The organism is Salmonella sp. SJTUF15581 (assembly GCF_043356775.1).
GTDB lineage: Bacteria > Pseudomonadota > Gammaproteobacteria > Enterobacterales > Enterobacteriaceae > Salmonella > Salmonella enterica.
The window spans coordinates 144,140-167,622 of record NZ_JBEUJY010000008.1 but is presented as its reverse complement, the minus strand read 5'-3'; the positions used below and the strand labels follow the sequence as shown (position 1 = coordinate 167,622).

Sequence of the window (23,483 nt, the reverse complement as noted above, 5' to 3'; positions counted from 1 at the left end):
GCATATAATGCGTAAAAGTTATGGGGTCACTCTTTCACCTGTTAATAAGTTATGCAACAGTACAATGATATTGACCCATTCTTTCAGGACAGTTATTAGTGATAGACAGGTTACATTACTCGGATTGCTACGTTCCTGATTTGCTGCTAATTCGAAATTAATCAAGCCGTTACCTGCAAGCGCCCATTGCTCTGTACCCAGGTCATCCCCTCTTTCACAGAGCGGCGAGCCAAATAACAAACTGGTAACGGTTGATTGATGCATACACAGAATTTTCCCTGCACTAACGACGAGGAAGATGACGTGGAGAAGGCAAGTCTGAGTTCCGGCAGTCTTAAGCAATAAGGCGCTAAGGAGACCGTAAATGGCTGATACAAAGGCAAAAATCACCCTTACTGGTGACACTGCTATTGAACTGGATGTGCTAAAAGGTACACTCGGTCAAGATGTTATTGATATTCGTAGTCTCGGTTCAAAAGGAGTTTTTACTTTTGACCCTGGTTTCACCTCTACCGCATCCTGCGAATCTAAAATCACCTTCATCGACGGCGACGAAGGCATTTTGTTGCATCGCGGTTTCCCGATTGACCAGCTTGCTACCGATTCCAACTATCTGGAAGTCTGTTACATCCTGCTGTACGGCGAAAAACCGACGCAGGAAGAGTATGACGAGTTCAGAACGACAGTCACCCGCCATACGATGATCCATGAGCAAATCACTCGCCTGTTCCATGCTTTCCGTCGCGACTCACATCCGATGGCGGTAATGTGCGGGATCACTGGCGCGCTGGCAGCGTTCTACCACGACTCGCTGGATGTGAACAATCCGCGCCACCGTGAAATCGCGGCGTTCCGCCTGCTGTCCAAAATGCCGACCATGGCGGCGATGTGTTACAAATATTCCATCGGTCAGCCGTTTGTTTATCCGCGCAACGACCTTTCCTACGCCGGTAACTTCCTGAACATGATGTTCTCCACGCCGTGTGAAACCTATGAAGTGAATCCGGTACTGGAGCGCGCGATGGACCGTATTCTGATCCTGCACGCTGACCATGAGCAGAACGCCTCAACGTCAACGGTACGTACCGCAGGTTCAAGCGGCGCCAACCCGTTCGCCTGCATTGCCGCCGGGATCGCCTCCCTGTGGGGACCCGCGCACGGCGGCGCCAACGAAGCCGCGCTGAAAATGCTGGAAGAAATCAGCTCTGTTAAACACATTCCGGAATTTGTTCGCCGTGCGAAAGACAAGAATGATTCTTTCCGCCTGATGGGCTTCGGTCACCGTGTTTACAAAAACTACGATCCGCGCGCCACCGTGATGCGTGAAACCTGCCACGAAGTGCTGAAAGAGCTGGGCACCAAAGACGATCTGCTGGAAGTGGCGATGGAGCTTGAGCACATTGCGCTCAACGACCCGTACTTCATCGAGAAGAAACTGTACCCGAACGTAGACTTCTACTCCGGCATCATTCTGAAAGCGATGGGCATTCCGTCCTCCATGTTCACCGTGATCTTCGCCATGGCGCGTACCGTTGGCTGGATTGCACACTGGAATGAAATGCACACTGACGGCATGAAAATCGCCCGTCCTCGTCAGCTGTATACCGGCTACGATAAACGCGATTTTAAATCGGCGCTGAAGCGTTAATTGACAACCGGATGGCGACGCAACCCTCGCCATCCGGTACATTTTCCCTTTTTTCTTATCCTCATTATTTTATTCTTACCCCGTTACTCTCTATGATTAATTAAGGTTTCGCTAAATATCATTCAGGGAGCATGGAATGCCGATTCTGCAGTGGTTTTTGTTGTTCCTGTTATCGCTGCTCATTTCCCTTATTTTTCTCTATCTGCACCTTCCGGCGGCGATGCTGCTCGGTCCAATGATTGCGGGTATCGTGTTGAGTTTGCGAGGTAGTACGCTACAACTTCCGCGCGGTATTTTTCTCGCCGCGCAGGCGATTCTCGGCTGTATGATCGCCCAAAATCTAACCGGTTCGATATTGACCACCCTCGCCCTCTACTGGCCGGTCGTGCTTTTAGTGTTGCTGGTGACGCTGCTTTCCAGCGCGATAGTCGGCTGGCTGCTGGTACGTTACAGCTCGCTGCCCGGCAACACCGGCGCATGGGGGTCATCGCCGGGCGGCGCGGCGGCAATGGTAGCGATGGCGCAAGATTACGGGGCGGATATCCGCCTGGTGGCGTTTATGCAGTATCTACGGGTACTGTTTGTGGCTGGCGCGGCGGTGCTGGTGACACGCCTGATACTCGGCGACAGCGCGGCAGCGGTCAGCCAACAGGTGATCTGGTTTCCGCCGCTTAGCGGTAATTTATTGACGACGCTGTTATTAGCGATCGTGGCGGGCATTGCCGGTCGCCTGATGCGTATCCCTTCCGGCACGATGCTGCTCCCCATGTTGGCAGGCGCGCTTCTCCATTCGCAAGGCATCATTGAGATTGAATTACCCGAATGGCTGCTGGCCGTGGCGTATATGGCGATAGGCTGGCGTATTGGGCTGGGTTTTGACAGACAGGTGTTTTTTATGGCGCTGCGGCCATTGCCGCAAATCTTATTGTCAATTTTCGCGCTGATGGCGATTTGCGCCGCGATGGCGTGGGGAATGGCTTACTACATGCAGATTGATTTTATGACGGCTTATCTCGCCACCAGTCCCGGTGGTCTGGATACGGTTGCCGCGATCGCGGCAGGAAGCAGTGCCGATATGGCGCTCATCATGGCAATGCAAACCCTACGGCTGTTCAGCATTCTGTTAACTGGGCCAGCAGTGGCCCGTTTTATATCAACCTATGCGCCCAAACAACCTTTGTAGGGCTGATAAGCGTCGCGCCATCAGGCAATAGCCGCTCGCCGATGGCGGTTCCGGCTATTTCTGGCAATGCGGGCACCAGTAAAACGGGCGTGAGGACAGTGTTGTCTTTTCAATAATGCCGCCACACCGCTCGCACGCTTCGCCGTCACGGTGGAAAACCTTAAAGCGAAACAGTGCGCCATGATGCTTGTTCTCATCCGCCTGACCGCGAGTAGTGTAGGAAAGGCGCGGAATATCCAACAGCGCGTGAGAAAGCGCATTCAGTTGCGCCTCGTTGAGATCTTTCGCTTTATGCTGTCCGGTTAATCCTACCTGCCAGAGGATTTCAACGCGCAGATAATTCCCCAGTCCCGCCAGAAAGGACTGATCCAGCAACAGCCCGGAAAATTGTCGGTTGCGAAAACGCGGCGACAGCAATCGAGCTTTAACCTCTTCCGGAGTGAGACGCGCGTCCAGCACATCCGGACCGACTCGCTGTAAAAAGGGGTGCGTCGTGAGCTGCTCTGCTGTCAGCATTTCGATATCAGACGCGCTATAAAGCAGAATAGTTTTATCCGCCGTTTGTAGCCTGACGCGCAATATACGCGTGGTCTGCGGTATTTCACCAGTATCGATCACCCGCCATACGCCATAGAGTTGATTGTGGCTGTAGAGCGTCAGGCCATTTGAAAAGTGGGTCAATAACGCTTTTCCCCGCGTCTCTATCCGGGTAACAATTTGACCGGTAAGCTGCGATTCATACGGTTTTAACTGTGCAAAGGCAAACCAGACATCGGTTAAGGGTTTGCCTTTGATTGCCGCCTCCAGATTATCCGCCGCACGACGAATTTCCGGGCCTTCAGGCATGATAATATCCTTTGTTAACAGTTGATTAATGGACTACACCGCCTCTGACTGTCTGGAATGCACATCGAACGCCATAATGAACATCCACAGCCGTAATATAATAGCTTCAATCGTCGGGCTCTCAGGCAATAACGTGTATATTACGCGCATTGAACGCGGCGCGTAGCCTGCGTGCGAATGCTAGCGCATACTCGCCGTCGCCATGAATGCACACCGTTTGCGCCGTGACAGTCGTCCACACGCCAGTAACGCTTTTCACTCTCCCGGCTTGTACCATATCCAGCGTTTGCGCCAGCGCCTGCTCTTCGTCGTGAATCAGCGCGCCAGGTTGCATGCGCGGCACCAGGCTACCGTCGGCCTGATAGCCGCGATCGGCAAACACCTCCTGCCGCGTCACCAGGCGATGGCGCTCACCGGCCCGGATCAGCTCACTTCCCGCCAGTCCAACCAGTATCAGTGACGGATCATAGTCGTGTACCGCTTTCGCAATCGCCTGTGCCAGATGAGGATCTTTCGCCGCCTGGTTATAGAGCATACCGTGCGGTTTGACATGGCGCATCACGCCGCCTTGCGCCTGGACAATCGCCCCCAGCGCGCCGATTTGGTACAGCGTCTGGGCGTATACCGTTTCCGGCGGCAAAACCATCGCCGTCCGCCCAAAATTATCCCGATCCGGAAAGCTGGGATGCGCGCCGATCGCCACGCCGTTTTTCAGCGCCTCGCGCACACAGGTCAGCATGGTTTGCGCATCACCGGCGTGAAAACCACAGGCGATATTGGCGGAGGAGACCAGCGTTAATAATTCGCTGTCGCTGGCGAAACCTTCGCCCACATCCGCATTTAAATCAATGTTCATGCTGAAGCCGCCAGGTAAGCTGTTCCAGATAGCGCTGACGCTCATGGCGCGCGTTGAGCGCCTCTTCCAGCGAACATTGCACAAAATGGATCGGTTGCCCTAGCGGGATCTGCGCCAGATGGTACATATCTGCCTCGATGATGCAGGCAATGCGCGGATAGCCGCCAGTTGTCTGGGCATCATTCATTAGCACAATAGGTTGGCCGTTGTAAGGCACCTGCACGACACCGGGCAGCAAACCGTGCGACAGCAGTTCGCGATCCGTTGTCCGCGTTAACGATTGTCCCTGCAAACGATAGCCCATGCGATTACTTTGCGGACTGAGCTGCCATGGCGAACGCCAGAACGCTTCTTGCGAGGCGCGATCGAATTCACGGTATTCCGGCCCCGGCAGCGCACGGATGCGATTCCCCCACAGTAACTGCTTCACGCCCTGCGGCCCGCTAAACTGTCGCGATGGTTTACCCGTCGCCAACCGATCGCCATCTTTTAGCAGCCGTCCTTCCAGCCCACCGATACCGGACTTCAGATCGGTACTACACGATCCCATCACCTCCGGCACAGCAATACCGCCAGCCACCGCCAGATAGCTACGCATCCCGTGAAGCGGTCGATGCAGCGTAAGACGTTGACCCGCTTTTACCGGCAATCGCCAGCCTGTCCAGACCGGTTGATCATCCAACTGCGCTTCGCAGCCTGCGCCGGTAAGAGCGAACCAGGTCTCATTTTCAAATTCGACAACCAGTTGACCGAGAGTGATTTCCAGCGCTGGGGCATTCGCATCGTTCCCGACCAGGAGATTAGCGGTCTGAAAGGCGGGTTTATCCAGCGCACCGCAGTGACTCAGCCCCGACTGACGAAAGCCGTGACGCCCGCTATCCTGCACGGAGGTGTAAATCCCCGCGCGAATAATATTCAGCATATTCCCTCCTTTTGCGGCACAAAGCGTACGCTATCGCCAGGGCGTAGCAGAACCGGAGGCTCCCGCATCGGATCGAATAACTTCAACGGCGTGAGGCCGATCAGCTGCCAGCCGCCCGGCGTGGATAATGGATAAATACCCGTCTGCGCGCCGCCGATGCCGACAGAACCGGCCGGAACCTGCAGGCGCGGCTCCGCACGTCTGGGCATATGGAGCGGTTCTGGTAAATTCCCAAGATAGGGAAAGCCAGGCTGAAAGCCTAAAAACCAGACGACATACTCAACGGAGGCATGTAGCTCCACGACCTGCTTTTCACTCAAACCGCTGTGCCGTGCCACCGCCGCCAGATCCGGCCCGCCTGCGCCGCCATAGATCACCGGGATCTCAACCGAACGCGAGTCCGGCTCCAGCGCCTCGCTCTCTTCCCACCAGCGCTGCAGACGCTCAATCGCATCCAGCGCCAGGGTTTGCGGTTCCCGCAAGATCACGGTGATATTGTTCATCCCGGGAATGGCTTCCACCACGTTCGGCATATCGACCAGACGCTGCGTCAGACGCCAGATGCGTTTCTGGCTCGCCAGCGTAATCGGCGGTTCAAGTTCCAGGACGACCGCTGTTTCGCCTAACAGATAACAACGCGCTCGCTGCACTTTATTACCTCTCAGTTATGCCGGGTTAGGGATATCAATAAACGTCACATCCAACGCCGTGTTTTCGTTCAACCATTCGCTCAGGGCGCGAATACCGCCGCGTTCAGTGGCATGGTGACCGGCGGCATAAAAATGCAGTCCCTGTTCGCGCGCGGAATGAATGGTCTGTTCGGAAACCTCGCCGGTAATAAAAGCATCCACGCCGAAGCGGGCGGCGCTATCAATAAAACTTTGCCCGCCGCCGGTACACCAGGCGACACGCTGAACATTCTCTGGCCCGGTATCGCCGCACCATAGCGGTTTACGCCCCAGACGCGCTTCAATCCATGAGGCCAGTTCCAGCCCTGGCACCGGCATTGAGAGCTCTCCCCACGGCACCAGCGGCTCAATTTCTCCTTTCACGGTAATGCCCAATAGCGCCGCCAACTGCGCATTGTTGCCCAGCTCAGGGTGCGCATCCAGCGGCAGATGCCAACCGTAAAGGTTAATATCATTTGCCAGTAACGTTTTTAAGCGACGGCGTTTCATACCGCGAATAACCGGAGACTCGCCTTTCCAGAAGTAACCATGATGAACAATAACCGCATCGGCCTGCAAACGCACCGCTTCATCGAGCAGCGCCTGACTTGCGGTCACGCCGGTAACGATTTTCTGTACCGTCTCTTTTCCTTCGACCTGTAAACCATTCGGCGCATAATCGCTTATTGCCGCACTGTTCAGCTTGTCGTTAATCAGTTGTTCCAGCTCGGTGTTTTTCATCATCGCTCCCTTTAACCCACGTTCTACTTTCCCGTTACGGGTTCAGCCTCCGTTAACATAGCCTCCCGTTAGCCGTTCGTCGATAAACATTTGTTTGACACATCAAGAAACAATCACCCCCGGGTTTGGCGCAAATTACTTAGCAAAACACGATCGATTTCATGTATATTTATGCAATAAGAACGCATATTGCAGAAAAAATCAGTTCTGTATCATGTTGGTAACTTTAAGGAAACACGGCGATGCGGCAGGCTTAATAAGCCCACAAAGAAAGGCATTATCTGAGAATACCGCTTTCTTGCCGCAGCGCCTCTATCCCGGAAATACGATGAATAAACAAGCATCTCAACCCCGCGCTATTTACTACGTTGTCGCCCTGCAAATTTGGGAGTACTTCAGCTTTTATGGTATGCGCGCCCTACTGATTCTTTATCTCACCAATCAGCTAAAATACGACGATAACCACGCCTATGAGTTATTCAGCGCTTATTGTTCGCTGGTCTACGTAACGCCGATTCTTGGCGGCTATCTGGCGGATAAGGTGCTTGGCAACCGAATGGCAGTCATGCTGGGCGCATTTTTAATGGCTATAGGTCATTTAGTGCTGGGCGCCAGTGAGATCGCGCCGACATTCCTTTATCTGTCGCTGGCGATCATTGTCTGCGGCTACGGCCTGTTTAAATCGAATATTAGCTGCCTGCTGGGCGAACTGTACCAGCCGGAAGATCCGCGCCGCGACGGCGGGTTCTCGCTGCTTTACGCAGCGGGTAATATTGGTTCGATCGTGGCGCCTATCGCCTGCGGCTATGTGCAAGAGGAGTACAGTTGGGCGATGGGCTTTGCGCTCGCCGCCATTGGTATGCTGGCAGGGTTAGTGATCTTCCTGTGTGGAAATCGTCATTTCACCCACACTACCGGCGTGAATAAAGCCGTGTTGTGCGCCAGAAACTACCTGCTGCCGAACTGGGGCTGGCTGTTAATTTTGCTGGTAGCGGCGCCGTTGCTGATTACCGTTCTGTTCTGGAAAGAATGGTCTGTCTATGCCTTAATCGTGGCGACCGCGATCGGCCTGGTCGTGCTGGCAAAAATTTATCGTCAGGCGCAAACGGCCAAACAGCGCAAAGAACTGGGGCTGATTGTCACCCTGACCCTGTTCAGTATGCTGTTCTGGGCGTTTGCCCAGCAGGGCGGCAGTTCTATCAGCCTGTATATCGACCGCTTTGTGAACCGCGATATTCTGGGCTATTCCGTTCCTACCGCCATGTTCCAGTCGGTGAACGCCTTTGCCGTGATGCTGTGTGGGGTCGTCCTGGCCTGGCTGGTTAAAGAGAGCGTAAGCGGTAATCGCACCGTGCGTATCTGGGGCAAATTCGCGCTGGGTCTCGGTCTGATGAGCGCCGGATTCTGTATTCTGACCCTGAGCGCACGCTGGTCCGCCGCTTACGGACACTCTTCAATGCCGCTAATGGTGCTGGGACTGGCGGTGATGGGCTTTGCCGAGCTATTTATCGACCCGGTCGCCATGTCGCAAATTACGCGCATTGATATCCCCGGCGTCACCGGCGTATTAACCGGAATTTATATGCTGCTGTCCGGCGCGATAGCTAACTATCTGGCAGGCGTCATCGCTGACCAGACCTCGCAAAGCGCCTTCGACGCCAGCGGCGCGGTTAATTACGCCATCAACGCCTATGTGGATGTTTTTGAACAGATCACCTGGGGCGCGTTAGCCTGCGTAGGGGTTGTCCTGCTGATTTGGCTGTATCAGTCCTTCAAATTCAAAAGCCGCGCGCTGGCCGTCGAATCCTGATAGCAGAATGCCCGGTAGTTTGCGCTACCGGGCCTGTATCACGCCCCTTTTCTCGCCGCCTCATAGGCGGAAAGCGTTGCGATTCTCGCCTGTTTGTGCTCCACAATAGGCCGAGGATAATCAAGCACGACTCCCGCTTTTTCCGCCCACCGCCACGGCTCGTGAATCGCTTTTCCAGGGATATCGCGTAATGCCGGTAGCCACTGGCGGATAAATTCGCCGTCGCGATCGAACCTCTCTCCCTGAGTCGTGGGATTAAAAATACGAAAATAAGGCGCGGCATCGGTACCGGTTGAAGCGGCCCACTGCCAGCCGCCATTATTGGCGGCAAGATCGCCGTCAATAAGCTGCGACATGAAATAGCGCTCCCCCAACCGCCAGTCAATCAGCAGATCTTTTACCAGAAAGCTGGCGGTAATCATGCGTAAACGGTTATGCATCCAGCCCGTCGCGTTGAGCTGGCGCATCGCCGCATCGACAATGGGATAACCGGTTTCGCCTTTCTGCCATGCCTGAAAATAGTGCGGGTTCTCCTGCCACGCGACGCGTTTTGTCCAGCGGATAAACGGCTGGTGTTTGCATAATGCCGGATACCAGGTCATTAAATGACGGTAAAATTCCCGCCAGATGAGCTCATTCAACCAGACGCTTCCCGGTCCGCCGTCCAGCGCCTGCGGCTGCTCCGCCAGTAATCGGTGCAGGCACTGTCGCGGCGACAGGCCGCCCGTCGCCAGGCTGGCGGAAAGCCGACTGGTGCCTTCAACCGCAGGGAAATCCCGCTGTGACTCATACCCGTCTGCGCCCTGCGCGCAAAACTGACGTAGCTGCGCGATAACCGCGTTTTCTTCCACCGGGAAAAGCGCGGCGTCAAACGCCTGTTGCGGGTAGTTAAGCGAGATTGGTGTTAAGGGTGTAGAAAGCGCGCCGCTCACCCGGATCTTCGGGGCCGGAACGCACGGCGGGATATCCTCTTTTAGCCGTTTCAACCAGGCGTTTTTAAACGGCGTAAAAACTTTATACATTTCATGATTGCCGGTCATCACCGCGCCGGGCGCCAGAATCACGCTATCGTCAAAGCCTTCGCAGATGACAGAGGGCAGCGTTTTTTCCACCGCCGCATCACGCTGACGCTCGTTAAACTCATACTGATAGTTATAAAACAGATGGCTGACGTCATGCTGCCGACAAACGTTTTTAACCGTCTCAATACTGGCGTTAAAATCCGCCACTTCATGAAACAGCAGCGGAATCCCTTTCTCTGCAAGGGCCGTCTGTAGCGCATTGAGCTGCGCGCTGATGAATGCCGCCTGCCGCGGCGCCATATCATGGGCCTGCCACTGGGCGGGGGTGGAAATATAAAGCGCCAGCACCCGCGCGGATGCATCGCGGCAGGCGGCGGCCAGCGCAAGGTTATCCTGTAAACGCAGATCGCGCCTGAACCAGACTAAATGGGTGGGCATACAACTCCTGAAAGATGAAACGTCACGGCGAATAGCGTTAAACAGTGTAGACCCTGGCGCATAAAAAAACCGCCAGCGTGGCGGCTGACGGTTTTTTCAGGCTGGTCGCGATTAATAAAAGTCGCAGGTGGCTTTTTCAGCCTGCGCCATCCATACCGGCTTATCACTGGTTTTCGACCAGACACGGTGCAGATAACTATAAAAACGCGCGCGGTCTTTCCAGAAGAGCATCACCGGCAGCGCCAGCACGCCTGCGATCACCGCGAAAGCACGACGGGCAAAAATGACATGCGCCGGATAGTCTTTATAGTGTTCCATACGTTTCCCCCCTTTATACCGACGCTACCCGCCCCGGTATAGATTGAATCGGTGAATAGCACCGAAAAATTGAACCTCGTTACCTGATTAAAATAGTACCGCTTTCGGTGTAATTTTACTACTCATCCGACCACTTATTTTCACGCTTTTCCAGCAGATTTACATTCAAAGCGTAAATTAGTTACAAAAAGGTTAAATTAATACTAATCATTAGTTAAATAATGGTCTTTGCCATTTTTATACTTTTTTTACACTCCGCCCGCCAATTTTTGCGAAATCTTTGCAGCCAAAAAATTACCTTTCTCAGGAGTAAAACAATGCCACTGGAGGTGCTCTGTGAGTGCAGGCGTGATAACCGGCATCGTGCTGGTTTTCTTACTTTTAGGTTATCTGGTCTATGCCCTGATTAATGCGGAGGCGTTCTGATGGCCGCGCAAGGATTTTTACTGATCGCCAGTTTTTTACTGATTTTATTGGTACTGGCGAAACCGTTGGGTTCGGGCCTGGCAAGGCTCATCGCCGCCGTTCCGTTGCCGGGCGTGGCTGGCGTTGAGCGTATCCTCTGGCGGACTCTTGGCATTACCGACCACGAAATGAACTGGCGTCAGTATTTACTGGCGCTACTGACGCTCAATCTGCTGGGACTGGGCATCCTGTTTTGCCTGCTATTCTGGCAGGAGTGGCTGCCCTTAAATCCGCAGCGGCTACCGGGGCTGTCCTGGGATCTGGCGCTGAATACCGCCGTCAGCTTTGTCACCAATACCAACTGGCAAGCCTACAGCGGCGAAAGCACGCTGAGCTACTTTAGCCAGATGGCGGGGCTGACGGTGCAAAATTTCCTGTCGGCGGCGACCGGGATTGCGGTGGTTTTTGCACTTATCCGCGCCTTTACGCGCCAGAATGTGCACACGCTGGGTAATGCCTGGCAAGATCTGGTACGCATTACGCTATGGATATTATTTCCTGTCGCGTTAATTATCGCGCTGTTTTTTATCCAACAGGGCGTACCGCAAAACCTGTCGGCTTATCAGCCCATCACCACTCTTGAAGGCGCTAAACAACTCTTGCCGATGGGTCCGGTTGCTTCGCAGGAGGCGATCAAAATGCTTGGCACCAACGGCGGCGGTTTCTTTAACGCCAACTCTTCGCATCCGTTCGAAAACCCCACCGCGCTCACTAATCTGGCGCAGATGTTGGCGATATTTTTGATTCCAGCCGCGCTCTGTTTCGCCTTTGGCGAAGCGGCGGGCGATCGCCGTCAGGGACGCGCGCTACTGTGGGCAATGTCATTCATTTTTGTGGTCTGCGTAGCGGTAGTGATGTGGGCGGAAGTTCAGGGAAATCCACATCTGTTGGCGGCAGGCGCGGACAGTAGCGTCAACATGGAAGGTAAAGAAACACGCTTTGGCGTGCTGGCCAGCAGCCTGTTTGCCGTCGTCACGACCGCGGCGTCCTGCGGGGCGGTAAATGCCATGCACGACTCGTTTACCGCTCTGGGCGGTATGGTGCCGATGTGGCTGATGCAAATTGGCGAAGTGGTCTTTGGCGGCGTCGGTTCAGGCCTGTACGGCATGTTGCTGTTTGTCCTGCTGGCGGTGTTTATCGCGGGGCTGATGATCGGTCGCACGCCGGAGTATCTGGGGAAAAAAATCGACGTGCGCGAAATGAAAATGACCGCGCTGGCGATTCTGGTCACGCCGATGCTGGTCTTGTTGGGTTCGGCGCTGGCGATGATGACGGATGCCGGACGCAGCGCAATGCTGAACCCTGGCCCGCACGGTTTTAGCGAAGTGCTATATGCCGTCTCCTCTGCCGCCAACAACAACGGTAGCGCCTTTGCGGGTCTGAGCGCTAACTCGCCTTTCTGGAACTGTTTGTTGGCGTTCTGCATGTTCGTCGGCCGTTTCGGCGTGATTATTCCTGTCATGGCCATCGCCGGATCGCTGGTCAGTAAAAAAGTACAGCCGGCCAGTCAGGGAACGCTGGCGACCCACGGCGCGCTATTTATTGGACTGCTCATCGGCACGGTACTGCTGGTCGGCGCGCTGACGTTTATTCCTGCCCTGGCGCTTGGCCCGGTAGCGGAACATTTCTCTTTACCTTGAGCGATGTGGAGTACATTGATATGAGTCGCAAGCAACTGGCGCTGTTTGAACCTGTTTTACTCGTACAGGCGCTAACGGATGCCGTAAAAAAATTAAGCCCACGCGCCCAGTGGCGTAACCCGGTGATGTTTGTGGTCTGGGCCGGCAGCGTGCTAACCACTCTGTTAACGCTCGCTATGGTAACAGGACAAATAGCGGGAAGCGCCTTGTTTACAGGGGTGATCAGTCTGTGGTTATGGTTCACCGTACTGTTCGCCAATTTTGCCGAAGCGCTGGCGGAAGGCCGCAGCAAAGCCCAGGCAAACAGTCTGAAAGGGGTGAAAAAGACCGCGTTCGCTCGCCGCCTGCGCGCCCCGCGTCATGATGCGCAGGCCGATAACGTGCCCGCCGCTGAACTGCGGAAAGGCGACATTGTCCTGGTCAAAGCGGGCGATATTATTCCCTGCGACGGCGAGGTCATCGAAGGCGGCGCCTCGGTGGATGAAAGTGCGATTACCGGCGAATCCGCGCCCGTGATCCGCGAGTCCGGCGGCGATTTCGCCTCTGTCACCGGCGGCACGCGAATTCTTTCCGACTGGCTGGTGATTGCCTGTAGCGTCAATCCTGGCGAAACCTTTCTTGATCGGATGATCGCGATGGTGGAAGGTGCACAGCGGCGGAAAACGCCTAACGAGATTGCCCTGACGATTTTGCTCATTGCCCTGACCATTGTCTTTTTGCTGGCGACCGCCACCTTGTGGCCCTTCTCCGCCTGGGGCGGTAACGCGGTCAGCGTCACCGTGTTGGTGGCGTTGCTGGTGTGCCTGATCCCCACCACCATCGGCGGGCTACTCTCCGCCATTGGCGTAGCCGGAATGAGCCGAATGTTGGGCGCGAACGTCATCGCCACCAGCGGCCGCGCCGTAGAAGCCGCGGGCGATGTCGACGTGTTACTGCTGGATAAAACCGGCACTATCACGCTCGGCAACCGCCAGGCGTCCGATTTTATACCCGCCCGAGGGGTGGACGAACGCACGCTGGCTGACGCCGCGCAGCTCGCTTCGCTGGCCGACGAAACGCCGGAAGGTCGCAGCATTGTGATCCTCGCCAAACAGCGCTTTAACCTGCGTGAACGCGATGTGCAGTCGCTTCATGCCACCTTTGTTCCGTTTACCGCACAAAGCCGCATGAGCGGGATTAATATCGATAACCGGATGATCCGTAAAGGCTCGGTGGACGCGATTCGGCGTCATGTCGAGAGCAATGGCGGTCATTTTCCCGCCGATGTCGAGCAAAACGTCGAGAACGTGGCGCGTCTGGGCGCGACGCCGCTGGTGGTCGTGGAAGGCGCGCGCGTACTGGGTGTTATCGCCCTCAAGGATATCGTTAAAGGCGGCATTAAAGAACGTTTCGCCCAGCTACGAAAGATGGGCATTAAAACGGTGATGATCACTGGCGATAACCGCCTGACGGCGGCAGCGATTGCCGCCGAAGCCGGTGTGGACGATTTTCTTGCCGAAGCCACGCCGGAAGCCAAGCTGGCGCTGATCCGTCAATATCAGGCGGAAGGACGGCTGGTCGCCATGACCGGCGACGGCACTAACGATGCCCCGGCGCTGGCGCAGGCTGACGTCGCGGTGGCGATGAACTCCGGCACCCAGGCGGCAAAAGAAGCCGGTAATATGGTGGATCTGGACTCTAACCCGACCAAGTTGATTGAAGTGGTGCATATCGGTAAGCAGATGCTGATGACACGCGGCTCGCTCACCACTTTCAGTATCGCGAATGATGTAGCGAAATATTTCGCCATTATTCCCGCCGCGTTTGCCGCTACCTATCCGCAGCTAAACGCGCTCAACGTGATGGGGCTGCATTCGCCGAACTCCGCCATTCTGAGCGCGGTGATATTTAACGCCCTGATTATCATTTTTCTGATCCCGCTGGCATTAAAAGGTGTGAGTTATAAGCCGCTTTCCGCATCGGCCATGCTGCGCCGTAATTTATGGATCTATGGTCTGGGTGGTCTGGTGGTGCCGTTTATTGGTATCAAAGTGATTGATGTGCTGCTGACCCTGCTGGGTCTGGCGTGAGGTGTATGATGATCGGTTTACGTCCTGCTTTTTCGACAATGTTATTTCTGCTGTTATTGACCGGCGGCGTGTATCCGCTTCTGACCACGGCGCTGGGGCAGTGGTGGTTTCCCTGGCAGGCTAATGGCTCGCTGATTCATAAAGACAATGTGATACGCGGCTCAGCGCTTATCGGACAATCGTTTACCGCCGCGGGCTATTTTCATGGCCGGCCCTCCGCCACCGCCGATACGCCTTATAATCCACTGGCGTCGGGCGGAAGCAACCTGGCCGCCAGCAATCCCGAACTGGATGCGCAAATACAGGCCCGCGTCGCCGCGCTACGCGCCGCTAACCCCCAGGCGAGTTCCGCGGTTCCGGTTGAGCTGGCGACGGCGTCGGCAAGCGGGCTGGATAATAATCTGACACCCGGCGCCGCGGCATGGCAAATCCCCCGCGTGGCGGCGGCTCGCCAGCTTCCCGTTGAACAGGTCGCGCAACTGGTTGCAGAATATACGCACAGGCCGCTGGCGCGCTTTCTTGGGCAACCGGTGGTGAATATTGTTGAGCTTAATCTGGCGCTGGATGCGCTACAGGGACACAGAGCGAAATGAACGACGAACCCTTGCGTCCTGATCCGGATCGCTTGTTGGAACAAACGCCCCCGCCCCACCGGGGGAAGTTGAAAATTTTCTTCGGCGCCTGCGCAGGCGTCGGAAAAACCTGGGCGATGCTGGCGCAAGCGCAGCGGCTGCGAGCGCAGGGGCTGGATGTGGTGATCGGCGTGGTAGAGACGCACGGCCGTGAAGAGACCGCCGCGCTACTTGACGGGCTGACCATTCTGCCGCCAAAACGTCACTCGCACCGGGGGCGGCAAATTCGCGAATTTGACCTGGATGCCGCCCTCGCCCGGCGTCCGGCGCTGATTTTAATGGATGAGCTGGCGCACAGTAACGCGCCTGGCTCACGCCATCCTAAGCGCTGGCAGGATATTGAAGAGCTGCTGGAAGCGGGAATCGACGTTTTCACCACCGTGAACGTACAACATCTGGAAAGTCTGAATGATGTGGTGAGCGGCGTCACGGGGATTCAGGTGCGCGAAACCGTCCCCGATCCCTTTTTTGATGCCGCTGATGAAGTCGTACTGGTCGATCTGCCGCCCGACGATCTGCGCCAACGGCTCAACGAAGGTAAAGTGTATATCGCCGGTCAGGCGGAACGCGCTATTGAACATTTTTTCCGCAAGGGCAATCTGATCGCCCTCCGCGAGCTGGCGCTACGCCGGACAGCCGATCGCGTGGACGATCAGATGCGCGCCTGGCGCGCGCATCCGGGCGAAGAAAAAGTATGGCATACCCGCGATGCGATTTTACTGTGTATCGGGCATAACACCGGCAGCGAAAAACTGGTGCGTACCGCGGCGCGTCTGGCCTCCCGGCTCGGCAGCGTCTGGCACGCCGTCTATGTCGAAACGCCAACGTTACACCGCTTACCGGAAAAACAACGGCGGGCTATTTTAAGCGCGCTGCGCCTGGCGCAGGAGCTTGGCGCGGAAACCGCCACCCTGTCCGATCCCGCCGAAGAGAAAGCGGTCGTGCGCTATGCCCGCGAGCATAATCTGGGGAAAATCGTCATGGGCCGCCCGGCGTCGCGACGCTGGTGGCGACGTGACGCTTTCGCCGACCGTCTTGCCAGGCGCGCGCCGGATCTCGATCAGGTGATCGTCGCCCTGGAAGAGCCGCCAGCCCGCGCATTGGCGCAAACGCCTGATAACCGACCTTTTAAAGAGAAATGGCGTGGGCAGATTCAGGGCTGTCTGGTCGCCGTGGCGCTTTGCGCCATCACCACGCTTATCGCTATGCAGTGGCTTGTCACCTTCGACGCCGCCAATCTGGTGATGCTCTATTTGCTGGGCGTAGTGGTGATTGCGCTGCTTTACGGACGCTGGCCGTCGGTGGTGGCGACGGTGATTAACGTGGCGAGTTTCGATCTCTTTTTTATCGCGCCACGCGGTACGCTCGCCGTTTCGGACGTGCAGTATTTGCTGACCTTTGCTGTGATGCTGACGGTTGGTCTGGTAATTGGTAATCTTACTGCCGGGGTGCGCTATCAGGCGCGCGTCGCCCGTTATCGGGAACAACGTACCCGCCATTTATATGAAATGTCTAAAGCACTGGCCGTCGGGCGTAGCGAACATGATATCGCCGCGACCAGCGAGCGGTTTATCGCCTCGACGTTTCAGGCGCGCAGCCAAATTTTATTACCTGATGCTAACGGTAAGTTGCGGCCTCTCACCCACCAGCAAGGCATGACGCCGTGGGACGACGCAATTGCGCGCTGGAGTTTTGATAAAGGCCAGCCTGCCGGCGCAGGCACCGATACCCTCCCAGGCGTGCCTTATCAAATCCTGCCGCTGAAAAGCGCCGATAAAACGTACGGTCTGGCTATCGTCGAACCGGGTAATTTGCGTCAGTTAATGGTGCCGGAGCAGCAACGCCTGCTGGAAACATTCACTCTGCTTGTCGCCAACGCGCTGGAACGACTGACGCTGACCGCCAGCGAAGAACAGGCGCGTCTCGCCAGCGAGCGAGAAAGTATTCGCAACGCTCTGCTGGCGGCGCTGTCGCATGATTTACGCACGCCGCTGACGGTATTGTTCGGCCAGGCGGAAATTTTGACGCTGGATTTAGCCAGCGCAGGATCGCCCCACGCGCGTCAGGCCAGTGAAATCCGCCAGCATATTCTCAACACCACCCGGCTGGTGAATAATTTGCTGGATATGGCGCGTATTCAGTCCGGCGGGTTTAATCTTAAAAAAGAGTGGCTGACGCTGGAAGAGGTCGTCGGTAGCGCGTTACAGATGTTAGAGCCGGGTTTATTGCATCCGATTACATTGTCGCTGCCGCAACAGTTAACGCTTATCCATGTCGATGGCCCCTTATTTGAGCGCGTCCTGATCAACTTGCTGGAAAACGCCGTTAAGTACGCCGGGCCGCAGGCCAGTATCGGCATTGATGCTGCGGTTAAGGATGATCGTTTACAACTGGATGTCTGGGATAACGGGCCGGGTATTCCTGCGGGGCAAGAACAGAAGATTTTCGATAAGTTCGCCCGCGGCAACAAAGAGTCCGCCGTCCCTGGCGTGGGGCTGGGGCTGGCGATTTGCCATGCTATCGTAGAGGTACACGGCGGCACGCTTACCGCCTATAATCGACCGCAGGGCGGCGCCTGTTTCCGTGTGACGCTGCCGCAAGGAAAGCCACCTGAACTTGATGATTTTCATGAGGATATGTGACAAACGTTCTGATTGTTGAAGATGAACAGGCCATCCGCCGCTTTCTGCGCGCTGCGCTGGAAGGCGACGGCCTGCGCGTGTATGAAGCTGAAACATTACAACGTGGTTTACTGGAAGCCGCCACGCGAAAGCCCGATCTGATTATTCTCGATCTCGGCCTGCCGGACGGCGACGGAATCGATTTCATTCGCGACCTGCGTCAGTGGAGCGCAATACCGGTGATTGTCCTTTCCGCCCGCAGCGAAGAAAGCGATAAGATTGCCGCGCTTGACGCCGGAGCTGATGATTACCTGAGCAAGCCATTCGGCATTGGCGAGTTGCAGGCGCGTTTGCGTGTCGCGCTGCGACGGCACGCCGCCAGCCCTTGCGCCGATCCGATCGTCCGCTTTTCCGGCGTGACGGTCGATCTCGCCGCACGGTTGATCCACCGTGGCGACGAAGAAATTCATCTGACGCCGATTGAGTTCCGCCTGCTGGCGGTATTACTCAATAATACCGGCAAAGTATTAACCCAACGGCAGTTATTAAACCAGGTCTGGGGCCCTAACGCCGTGGAGCATAGCCACTATTTGCGCATCTATATGGGACATTTACGCCAGAAACTGGAACAAGATCCCACCCGCCCACGCCATTTTATTACCGAAACCGGAATTGGCTATCGCTTTATGCCGTGAATAGCTATTCATTATTTTTAAATAACTTCTAATTTTTATGTCATTTATTTTCGGCGTCGCGAATAATTATTTTCGCGGCGATATTATATTTTATGGAGAATATAAAAAACATATAATTAACATTTAAGAAACAATCCGTTATTTCACAGCACGATATGCATAATCGCCGACTAATTATTTTTCAAATGATCGTTTTTTGTTGATCTGGTTCACAGATTGCTGGCGCTTCCTGGATAAAATATCCATGCTTTCAATAAATCAATGAAAGGACCTCAAAATGGAAAATAATAATCGTTTTATGCCCCATATAAGGCGGACAACGCATATTATGATGTTTGCCCACCGTAATAGTTTCGACTTTCATTTCTTTAATGCCCGGTAGTTTTTCTGCTACGGGTACTTCAGCATACAGGTCTTTCCGACCCTTATGTCATTCAGGTCTATTGCCTAAATAACTCGAATTGTTAAAAGCGACAGTATGGTAATTCCTTTACGCCAAGCCAGCTAACTATGTGGTTTGACAGAAGAAATTCCGACTCAGCGCAATTTTAGTTATCGCGGTTTCTGCCTGTATATCGTAGTACTCAACTCCTTAAATCCTGAATTTCCTGCAACCGGACGGGTTGGGATTTATTACATCTAAAATAAAGCTAATTTACTGATTTTTTTATCAGCGGGATAGCTTTGATTTTTTCCGGAAGAATCAGTTTCTCATGCGAGAAATTGAGGGCCTGCTATTACCTGAAATAAAGAGATGAAAAATGTCAGAATTAAAAATTGCCGTTAGCCGTCATTGCCCGGATTGTTTTTCTACACACCGTAATATTGTAAATGTTGATGAGAGTCGTTTCATCGACGTGGCTGCCATCGTGTTATCCATCGACGACATTGAACACGGAAAACTCGATGAAATCGACGCAACGGGTTACGGTATTCCCGTGTTTGTCGCGACTCATGACGAAGGGCGCGTACCGCCTGAGTATTTGCCGCGTATCTCTGGTGTATTCGAATATAATGAATCCCGTACTGCCTTCTATGGTCGCCAGTTGGAAACCGCAGCAAGCCACTACGAAACGCAGTTACGTCCGCCGTTTTTCCGCGCGCTGGTGGATTATGTCAACCAGGGCAACAGCGCATTTGACTGCCCGGGGCATCAGGGCGGCGAATTCTTCCGCCGTCATCCTGCCGGTAATCAGTTCGTGGAATACTTTGGCGAAACGCTCTTCCGCTCCGACCTATGCAACGCGGACGTGGCGATGGGCGATCTGCTGATTCACGAAGGCGCGCCTTGCATTGCGCAGCAACATGCGGCGAAAGTCTTTAACGCCGATAAGACCTACTTTGTGCTGAACGGGACCTCCTCCTCTAACAAAGTCGTACTCAACGCGCTGTTAACGCCGGGCGATCTGGTTCTGTTTGACCGTAACAACCACAAATCTAACCACCACGGCGCATTATTGCAGGCGGGCGCAACGCCAGTTTATCTGGAAACCGCGCGTAACCCGTATGGTTTTATCGGCGGGATCGACGCTCACTGCTTCGAAGAAGATTACCTGCGCGAGCTGATTAGCGAAGTCGCGCCGCAGCGCGCCCGCGAAGCACGTCCATTCCGTCTGGCCGTCATCCAGTTAGGCACCTACGACGGTACCATTTATAACGCCCGTCAGGTCGTCGATAAAATTGGTCATCTGTGCGACTACATCCTGTTTGACTCCGCTTGGGTCGGCTATGAACAATTTATTCCGATGATGGCCGATTGTTCGCCGCTGCTGCTGGAACTGAACGAAAACGATCCGGGTATTCTGGTGACGCAGTCCGTTCATAAACAACAAGCCGGTTTCTCCCAGACCTCGCAGATCCATAAAAAAGATAGCCATATCAAAGGGCAATCGCGCTACGTTCCGCATAAGCGCATGAACAACGCCTTTATGATGCACGCCTCCACCAGCCCGTTCTATCCGCTGTTCGCCGCGCTGGACGTTAACGCCAAAATGCACGAAGGCGTCAGCGGTCGCAATATGTGGATGGATTGCGTGGTTAACGGCATCGATGCCCGTAAATTGATCCTCGAAAACTGTCACCACATCCGTCCGTTCGTACCGGAACTGATTGATGGTAAGCCGTGGCAGTCATACCCGACGTCAGAGATCGCCAGCGATCTGCGCTTCTTCCACTTCGTTCCGGGAGAACACTGGCATGCGTTTGAAGGCTATGCCGAACATCAGTACTTTGTCGACCCTTGCAAACTGCTGCTCACCACACCGGGCATTAATGCAGCGAGCGGCGAATATGAAGACTTTGGCGTTCCTGCCACGATCCTCGCCAACTTCCTGCGCGAGAACGGCGTTGTGCCGGAAAAATGCGACCTCAACTCCATTCTGTTCCTGCTGACGCCGGCAGAAGACATGGCGAAGTTACAACAGCTTGTCGCCCTGCTGGCTCGTTTCGAAAAACTGCTGGAAGCTGATGCGCCGTTAGCGGAAGTATTACCGTCCATCTACAAACAGCATGAAGCGCGTTATGCCGGCTATACCCTGCGTCAGCTTTGCCAGGAGATGCACGATCTCTATGCGCGGCACAACGTGAAACAGCTGCAAAAAGAGATGTTCCGTAAATCGCATTTCCCGAAAGTCAGTATGAATCCGCAAGAGGCCAACTATGCCTATCTGCGCGGCGAGGTCGAACTGGTTCGCCTGCCGGAAGCGGAAGGTCGTATCGCGGCTGAAGGCGCTCTGCCTTACCCGCCGGGAGTGCTGTGTGTAGTTCCGGGTGAAATCTGGGGCGGTTCTGTCCTGCGTTACTTCAGCGCCCTGGAAGAAGGGATCAACCTGCTGCCGGGCTTTGCGCCTGAACTGCAGGGCGTTTATATCGAAGAACACGACGGCCGTAAGCAGGTCTGGTGCTACGTCATTAAACCTCGTGACGCGCAGCGCTCCCTGCTGAAGGAGGAAAAATTATGAGTAAACCTAAATCCAATAAAATGGGTGTCGTGCAGCTCACAATTCTGACTATGGTCAACATGATGGGCTCCGGGATCATCATGCTACCGACCAAACTGTCTGAAGTCGGCACGATATCCATTATCTCCTGGTTGGTCACCGCCGTCGGCTCGATGGCGCTGGCCTGGGCGTTTGCGAAATGCGGTATGTTTAGCCGTAAATCCGGCGGTATGGGCGGTTACGCCGAATATGCCTTCGGTAAATCCGGCAACTTTATGGCGAACTATACCTACGGCGTCTCGCTGCTGATCGCCAACGTGGCTATCGCCATCTCTGCTGTCGGCTATGGCACCGAACTGTTCGGCGCCGCGCTGACGCCGCTCCAGATCGGTCTGGCGACTATCGCCGTATTGTGGGTTTGTACCATCGCAAACTTTGGCGGCGCGCGTATTACCGGACAGATCAGTAGCGTTACCGTTTGGGGCGTCATCATTCCGGTTGTCGGCCTGTGCATCATTGGCTGGTTCTGGTTTAGCCCCAGCATGTACGTAGCGTCATGGAACCCGCACCATGTTCCGTTCTTTAGCGCGGTCGGTTCTTCCATCGCCATGACGTTGTGGGCATTTCTTGGACTGGAATCCGCCTGCGCCAACGCAGACGTGGTCGAGAATCCGGAAAAGAACGTCCCCATCGCGGTACTGGGCGGTACGCTGGGCGCGGCGGTCATCTATATCGTTTCGACTAACGTGATTGCCGGGATTGTGCCGAACATGGATCTGGCGAACTCCACGGCGCCGTTTGGTCTGGCGTTTGCCCAGATGTTCACGCCTGCGGTAGGTAAAGTGATCATGGCGCTGATGGTAATGTCCTGCTGCGGCTCGCTGCTGGGCTGGCAGTTCACTATCGCTCAGGTCTTTAAATCCTCCGCTGACGAAGGCTATTTCCCGAAAGTCTTCTCTCGTGTAACGAAAGTCGACGCGCCGGTTCAGGGGATGTTGATTATTGTGATTATTCAGACTGGCCTGTCGCTGATGACCATTAGCCCGTCGCTGAATAGTCAGTTTAACGTCCTGGTTAACCTGGCGGTGGTGACGAACATTATTCCGTATATTCTGTCGATGGCCGCGCTGGTTATCATTCAGAAAATGGCGAATGTGCCGTCATCAAAAGCGAAAGTCGCTAACTTCGTGGCCTTCGTTGGCGCCATGTATAGCTTCTACGCGCTATATTCCTCCGGTGAAGAAGCCATGCTGTACGGCTCAATTGTGACCTTCCTCGGCTGGACGTTATACGGCCTGGTCTCACCGCGTTTTGAATTGAAAAATAAACACGGCTGATGGCGCGCCCGGGCTGCAGTAACGGTAGTCCGGGCATTTTCACTCTTTGAATAAGATAATAGAAATGAGTAATCCAGAACGGGAAGTCACTGATATAGCAGAAATACTGGCTATTCTCAGTAAACACGAAGTGTGTCGGATAGGGTTTAACGACAATCTCTGTCCGTATGTTGTCCCCGTAAATTTTGGCTACGAGTATCAGAACGGACGCTGGATATTTTATTTTCACGGCGCACGCACCGGGAAAAAGATGCGTCTGTTACGTAAGAACCCGGCAGTATGCATTGAAATGGACGGCGACCATGCATTACTACGTGCCGATGACCCCTGTGATTATAGCTACGCCTACACCAGCGTTTTCGCCACCGGACTGGCATCGATATTGCAAACGCGCGAGGAGATGCGCCACGGCCTGGACGTCATTATGCGCCAGACCGATCCGGGAAAAACCTTCAATTATCGGGAAGATATGATGAAAGCGGTTTGCGTGGTGCGTATCGAATGCGACGCCCTCACCTGCCGCCGACATCTGGCGACTCAGAGCGAATAAGTCAGATAGCACAAGCGCCTTATCCGGCCTGGAGGCGATTTACAGGCCTGATAAGCGCAGCGCCGTTAATACAAAAAAGGAGC

General features: G+C 54.8%; 21 protein-coding genes. 13 read left to right on the top strand and 8 right to left on the bottom strand.

Annotation, left to right across the window (positions count from 1 at the left end):
* Positions 1–18 precede the first annotated feature (18 nt).
* On the bottom strand, positions 19–264 hold the full coding sequence (locus ABVN36_RS15510; protein WP_001539488.1) for a hypothetical protein: 246 nt from the start codon (positions 262–264) through the stop codon (positions 19–21).
* A gap of 100 nt (positions 265–364) precedes the next feature.
* On the opposite strand from ABVN36_RS15510, the gene ABVN36_RS15505 reads away from it, so the two are divergent.
* Both ABVN36_RS15505 and ABVN36_RS15500 read left to right on the top strand, forming a co-directional pair.
* Positions 365–1,648 (top strand): citrate synthase, encoded by a 1,284-nt coding sequence (locus tag ABVN36_RS15505; RefSeq protein ID WP_000785811.1) that lies wholly within the window; start codon positions 365–367, stop codon positions 1,646–1,648.
* A 136-nt stretch (positions 1,649–1,784) separates the two neighbouring features.
* Positions 1,785–2,831, top strand: coding sequence for an AbrB family transcriptional regulator (locus tag ABVN36_RS15500; RefSeq protein ID WP_023138051.1), 1,047 nt, complete (start codon positions 1,785–1,787; stop codon positions 2,829–2,831).
* A 54-nt stretch (positions 2,832–2,885) separates the two neighbouring features.
* On the opposite strand, the gene nei is transcribed toward ABVN36_RS15500, so the two are convergent.
* From nei to ybgI, 5 genes are all read right to left on the bottom strand, one after another.
* Positions 2,886–3,677 carry an endonuclease VIII gene (gene nei / locus ABVN36_RS15495; RefSeq protein WP_001727712.1) on the bottom strand — a complete coding sequence of 264 codons (792 nt, stop codon included), beginning with the start codon at positions 3,675–3,677 and terminating at the stop codon, positions 2,886–2,888.
* Between the two features lie 121 nt (positions 3,678–3,798).
* A complete protein-coding gene (gene pxpA, locus ABVN36_RS15490) occupies positions 3,799–4,533 on the bottom strand; it encodes a 5-oxoprolinase subunit PxpA (RefSeq protein WP_023138050.1) in 735 nt (244 codons plus the stop codon).
* On the bottom strand, positions 4,523–5,455 hold the full coding sequence (gene pxpC / locus ABVN36_RS15485) for a 5-oxoprolinase subunit PxpC (protein ID WP_000932043.1): 933 nt from the start codon (positions 5,453–5,455) through the stop codon (positions 4,523–4,525). The genes pxpA and pxpC overlap by 11 nt, the downstream gene beginning before the upstream one ends.
* Positions 5,449–6,105 (bottom strand): 5-oxoprolinase subunit PxpB, encoded by a 657-nt coding sequence (gene pxpB, locus ABVN36_RS15480; RefSeq protein ID WP_001188371.1) that lies wholly within the window; start codon positions 6,103–6,105, stop codon positions 5,449–5,451. Before pxpB ends, pxpC begins: the two co-directional genes overlap by 7 nt.
* A 15-nt stretch (positions 6,106–6,120) precedes the next feature.
* Entirely contained in the window at positions 6,121–6,864 is a 744-nt protein-coding gene (gene ybgI, locus ABVN36_RS15475) for a radiation resistance protein YbgI (RefSeq protein ID WP_000798844.1), read from the bottom strand.
* Positions 6,865–7,192: 328 nt separating this feature from the next.
* Between ybgI and ABVN36_RS15470 the strand changes: the two genes are divergently transcribed.
* A complete protein-coding gene (locus ABVN36_RS15470) occupies positions 7,193–8,674 on the top strand; it encodes an MFS transporter (protein WP_001041123.1) in 1,482 nt (493 codons plus the stop codon).
* 38 nt (positions 8,675–8,712) lie between these two features.
* On the opposite strand, the gene phrB is transcribed toward ABVN36_RS15470, so the two are convergent.
* Positions 8,713–10,134, bottom strand: a complete 1,422-nt coding sequence (gene phrB, locus ABVN36_RS15465; protein WP_023138049.1) for a deoxyribodipyrimidine photo-lyase — start codon at positions 10,132–10,134, stop codon at positions 8,713–8,715.
* 111 nt (positions 10,135–10,245) lie between these two features.
* Complete coding sequence (locus tag ABVN36_RS15460) at positions 10,246–10,452, bottom strand: YbfA family protein (RefSeq protein WP_000401433.1); 207 nt, start codon at positions 10,450–10,452, stop codon at positions 10,246–10,248.
* Positions 10,453–10,788: 336 nt separating this feature from the next.
* Here ABVN36_RS15460 and kdpF point away from each other — a divergent pair, with 336 nt between their 5' ends.
* The 10 genes from kdpF (at position 10,789) to ABVN36_RS15410 (ending at position 23,400) form a co-directional block, all read left to right on the top strand.
* Positions 10,789–10,878 (top strand): K(+)-transporting ATPase subunit F, encoded by a 90-nt coding sequence (gene kdpF, locus ABVN36_RS15455; protein ID WP_001670793.1) that lies wholly within the window; start codon positions 10,789–10,791, stop codon positions 10,876–10,878.
* Positions 10,878–12,557, top strand: coding sequence for a potassium-transporting ATPase subunit KdpA (gene kdpA, locus ABVN36_RS15450; RefSeq protein WP_000730078.1), 1,680 nt, complete (start codon positions 10,878–10,880; stop codon positions 12,555–12,557). The genes kdpF and kdpA overlap by 1 nt, the downstream gene beginning before the upstream one ends.
* A gap of 20 nt (positions 12,558–12,577) precedes the next feature.
* Complete coding sequence (gene kdpB / locus ABVN36_RS15445; RefSeq protein ID WP_000088034.1) at positions 12,578–14,626, top strand: potassium-transporting ATPase subunit KdpB; 2,049 nt, start codon at positions 12,578–12,580, stop codon at positions 14,624–14,626.
* 8 nt (positions 14,627–14,634) lie between these two features.
* Positions 14,635–15,219 (top strand): potassium-transporting ATPase subunit KdpC, encoded by a 585-nt coding sequence (gene kdpC, locus ABVN36_RS15440; protein ID WP_000579804.1) that lies wholly within the window; start codon positions 14,635–14,637, stop codon positions 15,217–15,219.
* Complete coding sequence (gene kdpD / locus ABVN36_RS15435; protein WP_023138048.1) at positions 15,216–17,900, top strand: two-component system sensor histidine kinase KdpD; 2,685 nt, start codon at positions 15,216–15,218, stop codon at positions 17,898–17,900. Before kdpC ends, kdpD begins: the two co-directional genes overlap by 4 nt.
* Positions 17,897–18,574, top strand: coding sequence for a two-component system response regulator KdpE (gene kdpE / locus ABVN36_RS15430; protein ID WP_000186054.1), 678 nt, complete (start codon positions 17,897–17,899; stop codon positions 18,572–18,574). Before kdpD ends, kdpE begins: the two co-directional genes overlap by 4 nt.
* Before the next feature lie 277 nt (positions 18,575–18,851).
* Positions 18,852–18,956: a leader peptide SpeFL gene (gene speFL / locus ABVN36_RS15425; RefSeq protein ID WP_015632840.1), complete on the top strand. Its 105-nt coding sequence runs from the start codon at positions 18,852–18,854 to the stop codon at positions 18,954–18,956.
* A 379-nt stretch (positions 18,957–19,335) separates the two neighbouring features.
* Positions 19,336–21,534 (top strand): ornithine decarboxylase SpeF, encoded by a 2,199-nt coding sequence (speF, locus tag ABVN36_RS15420; protein ID WP_001292402.1) that lies wholly within the window; start codon positions 19,336–19,338, stop codon positions 21,532–21,534.
* Positions 21,531–22,850, top strand: a complete 1,320-nt coding sequence (gene potE / locus ABVN36_RS15415) for a putrescine-ornithine antiporter (RefSeq protein WP_000042658.1) — start codon at positions 21,531–21,533, stop codon at positions 22,848–22,850. Before speF ends, potE begins: the two co-directional genes overlap by 4 nt.
* A gap of 64 nt (positions 22,851–22,914) precedes the next feature.
* Positions 22,915–23,400: a pyridoxamine 5'-phosphate oxidase family protein gene (locus ABVN36_RS15410; RefSeq protein ID WP_020898552.1), complete on the top strand. Its 486-nt coding sequence runs from the start codon at positions 22,915–22,917 to the stop codon at positions 23,398–23,400.
* Positions 23,401–23,483: the final 83 nt, after the last annotated feature.

Bases quoted from the DNA above. Each gene is read 5' to 3' on its own strand.
- ABVN36_RS15510 (WP_001539488.1), bottom strand. From the start codon at position 264: ATGCATCAATCAACCGTTACCAGTTTGTTATTTGGCTCGCCGCTCTGT.
- ABVN36_RS15505 (WP_000785811.1), top strand. From the start codon at position 365: ATGGCTGATACAAAGGCAAAAATCACCCTTACTGGTGACACTGCTATT.
- ABVN36_RS15500 (WP_023138051.1), top strand. From the start codon at position 1,785: ATGCCGATTCTGCAGTGGTTTTTGTTGTTCCTGTTATCGCTGCTCATT.
- nei (WP_001727712.1), bottom strand. From the start codon at position 3,677: ATGCCTGAAGGCCCGGAAATTCGTCGTGCGGCGGATAATCTGGAGGCG.
- pxpA (WP_023138050.1), bottom strand. From the start codon at position 4,533: ATGAACATTGATTTAAATGCGGATGTGGGCGAAGGTTTCGCCAGCGAC.
- pxpC (WP_000932043.1), bottom strand. From the start codon at position 5,455: ATGCTGAATATTATTCGCGCGGGGATTTACACCTCCGTGCAGGATAGC.
- ybgI (WP_000798844.1), bottom strand. From the start codon at position 6,864: ATGAAAAACACCGAGCTGGAACAACTGATTAACGACAAGCTGAACAGT.
- ABVN36_RS15470 (WP_001041123.1), top strand. From the start codon at position 7,193: ATGAATAAACAAGCATCTCAACCCCGCGCTATTTACTACGTTGTCGCC.
- phrB (WP_023138049.1), bottom strand. From the start codon at position 10,134: ATGCCCACCCATTTAGTCTGGTTCAGGCGCGATCTGCGTTTACAGGAT.
- ABVN36_RS15460 (WP_000401433.1), bottom strand. From the start codon at position 10,452: ATGGAACACTATAAAGACTATCCGGCGCATGTCATTTTTGCCCGTCGT.
- kdpA (WP_000730078.1), top strand. From the start codon at position 10,878: ATGGCCGCGCAAGGATTTTTACTGATCGCCAGTTTTTTACTGATTTTA.
- kdpB (WP_000088034.1), top strand. From the start codon at position 12,578: ATGAGTCGCAAGCAACTGGCGCTGTTTGAACCTGTTTTACTCGTACAG.
- kdpC (WP_000579804.1), top strand. From the start codon at position 14,635: ATGATCGGTTTACGTCCTGCTTTTTCGACAATGTTATTTCTGCTGTTA.
- kdpD (WP_023138048.1), top strand. From the start codon at position 15,216: ATGAACGACGAACCCTTGCGTCCTGATCCGGATCGCTTGTTGGAACAA.
- speFL (WP_015632840.1), top strand. From the start codon at position 18,852: ATGGAAAATAATAATCGTTTTATGCCCCATATAAGGCGGACAACGCAT.
- speF (WP_001292402.1), top strand. From the start codon at position 19,336: ATGTCAGAATTAAAAATTGCCGTTAGCCGTCATTGCCCGGATTGTTTT.
- potE (WP_000042658.1), top strand. From the start codon at position 21,531: ATGAGTAAACCTAAATCCAATAAAATGGGTGTCGTGCAGCTCACAATT.
- ABVN36_RS15410 (WP_020898552.1), top strand. From the start codon at position 22,915: ATGAGTAATCCAGAACGGGAAGTCACTGATATAGCAGAAATACTGGCT.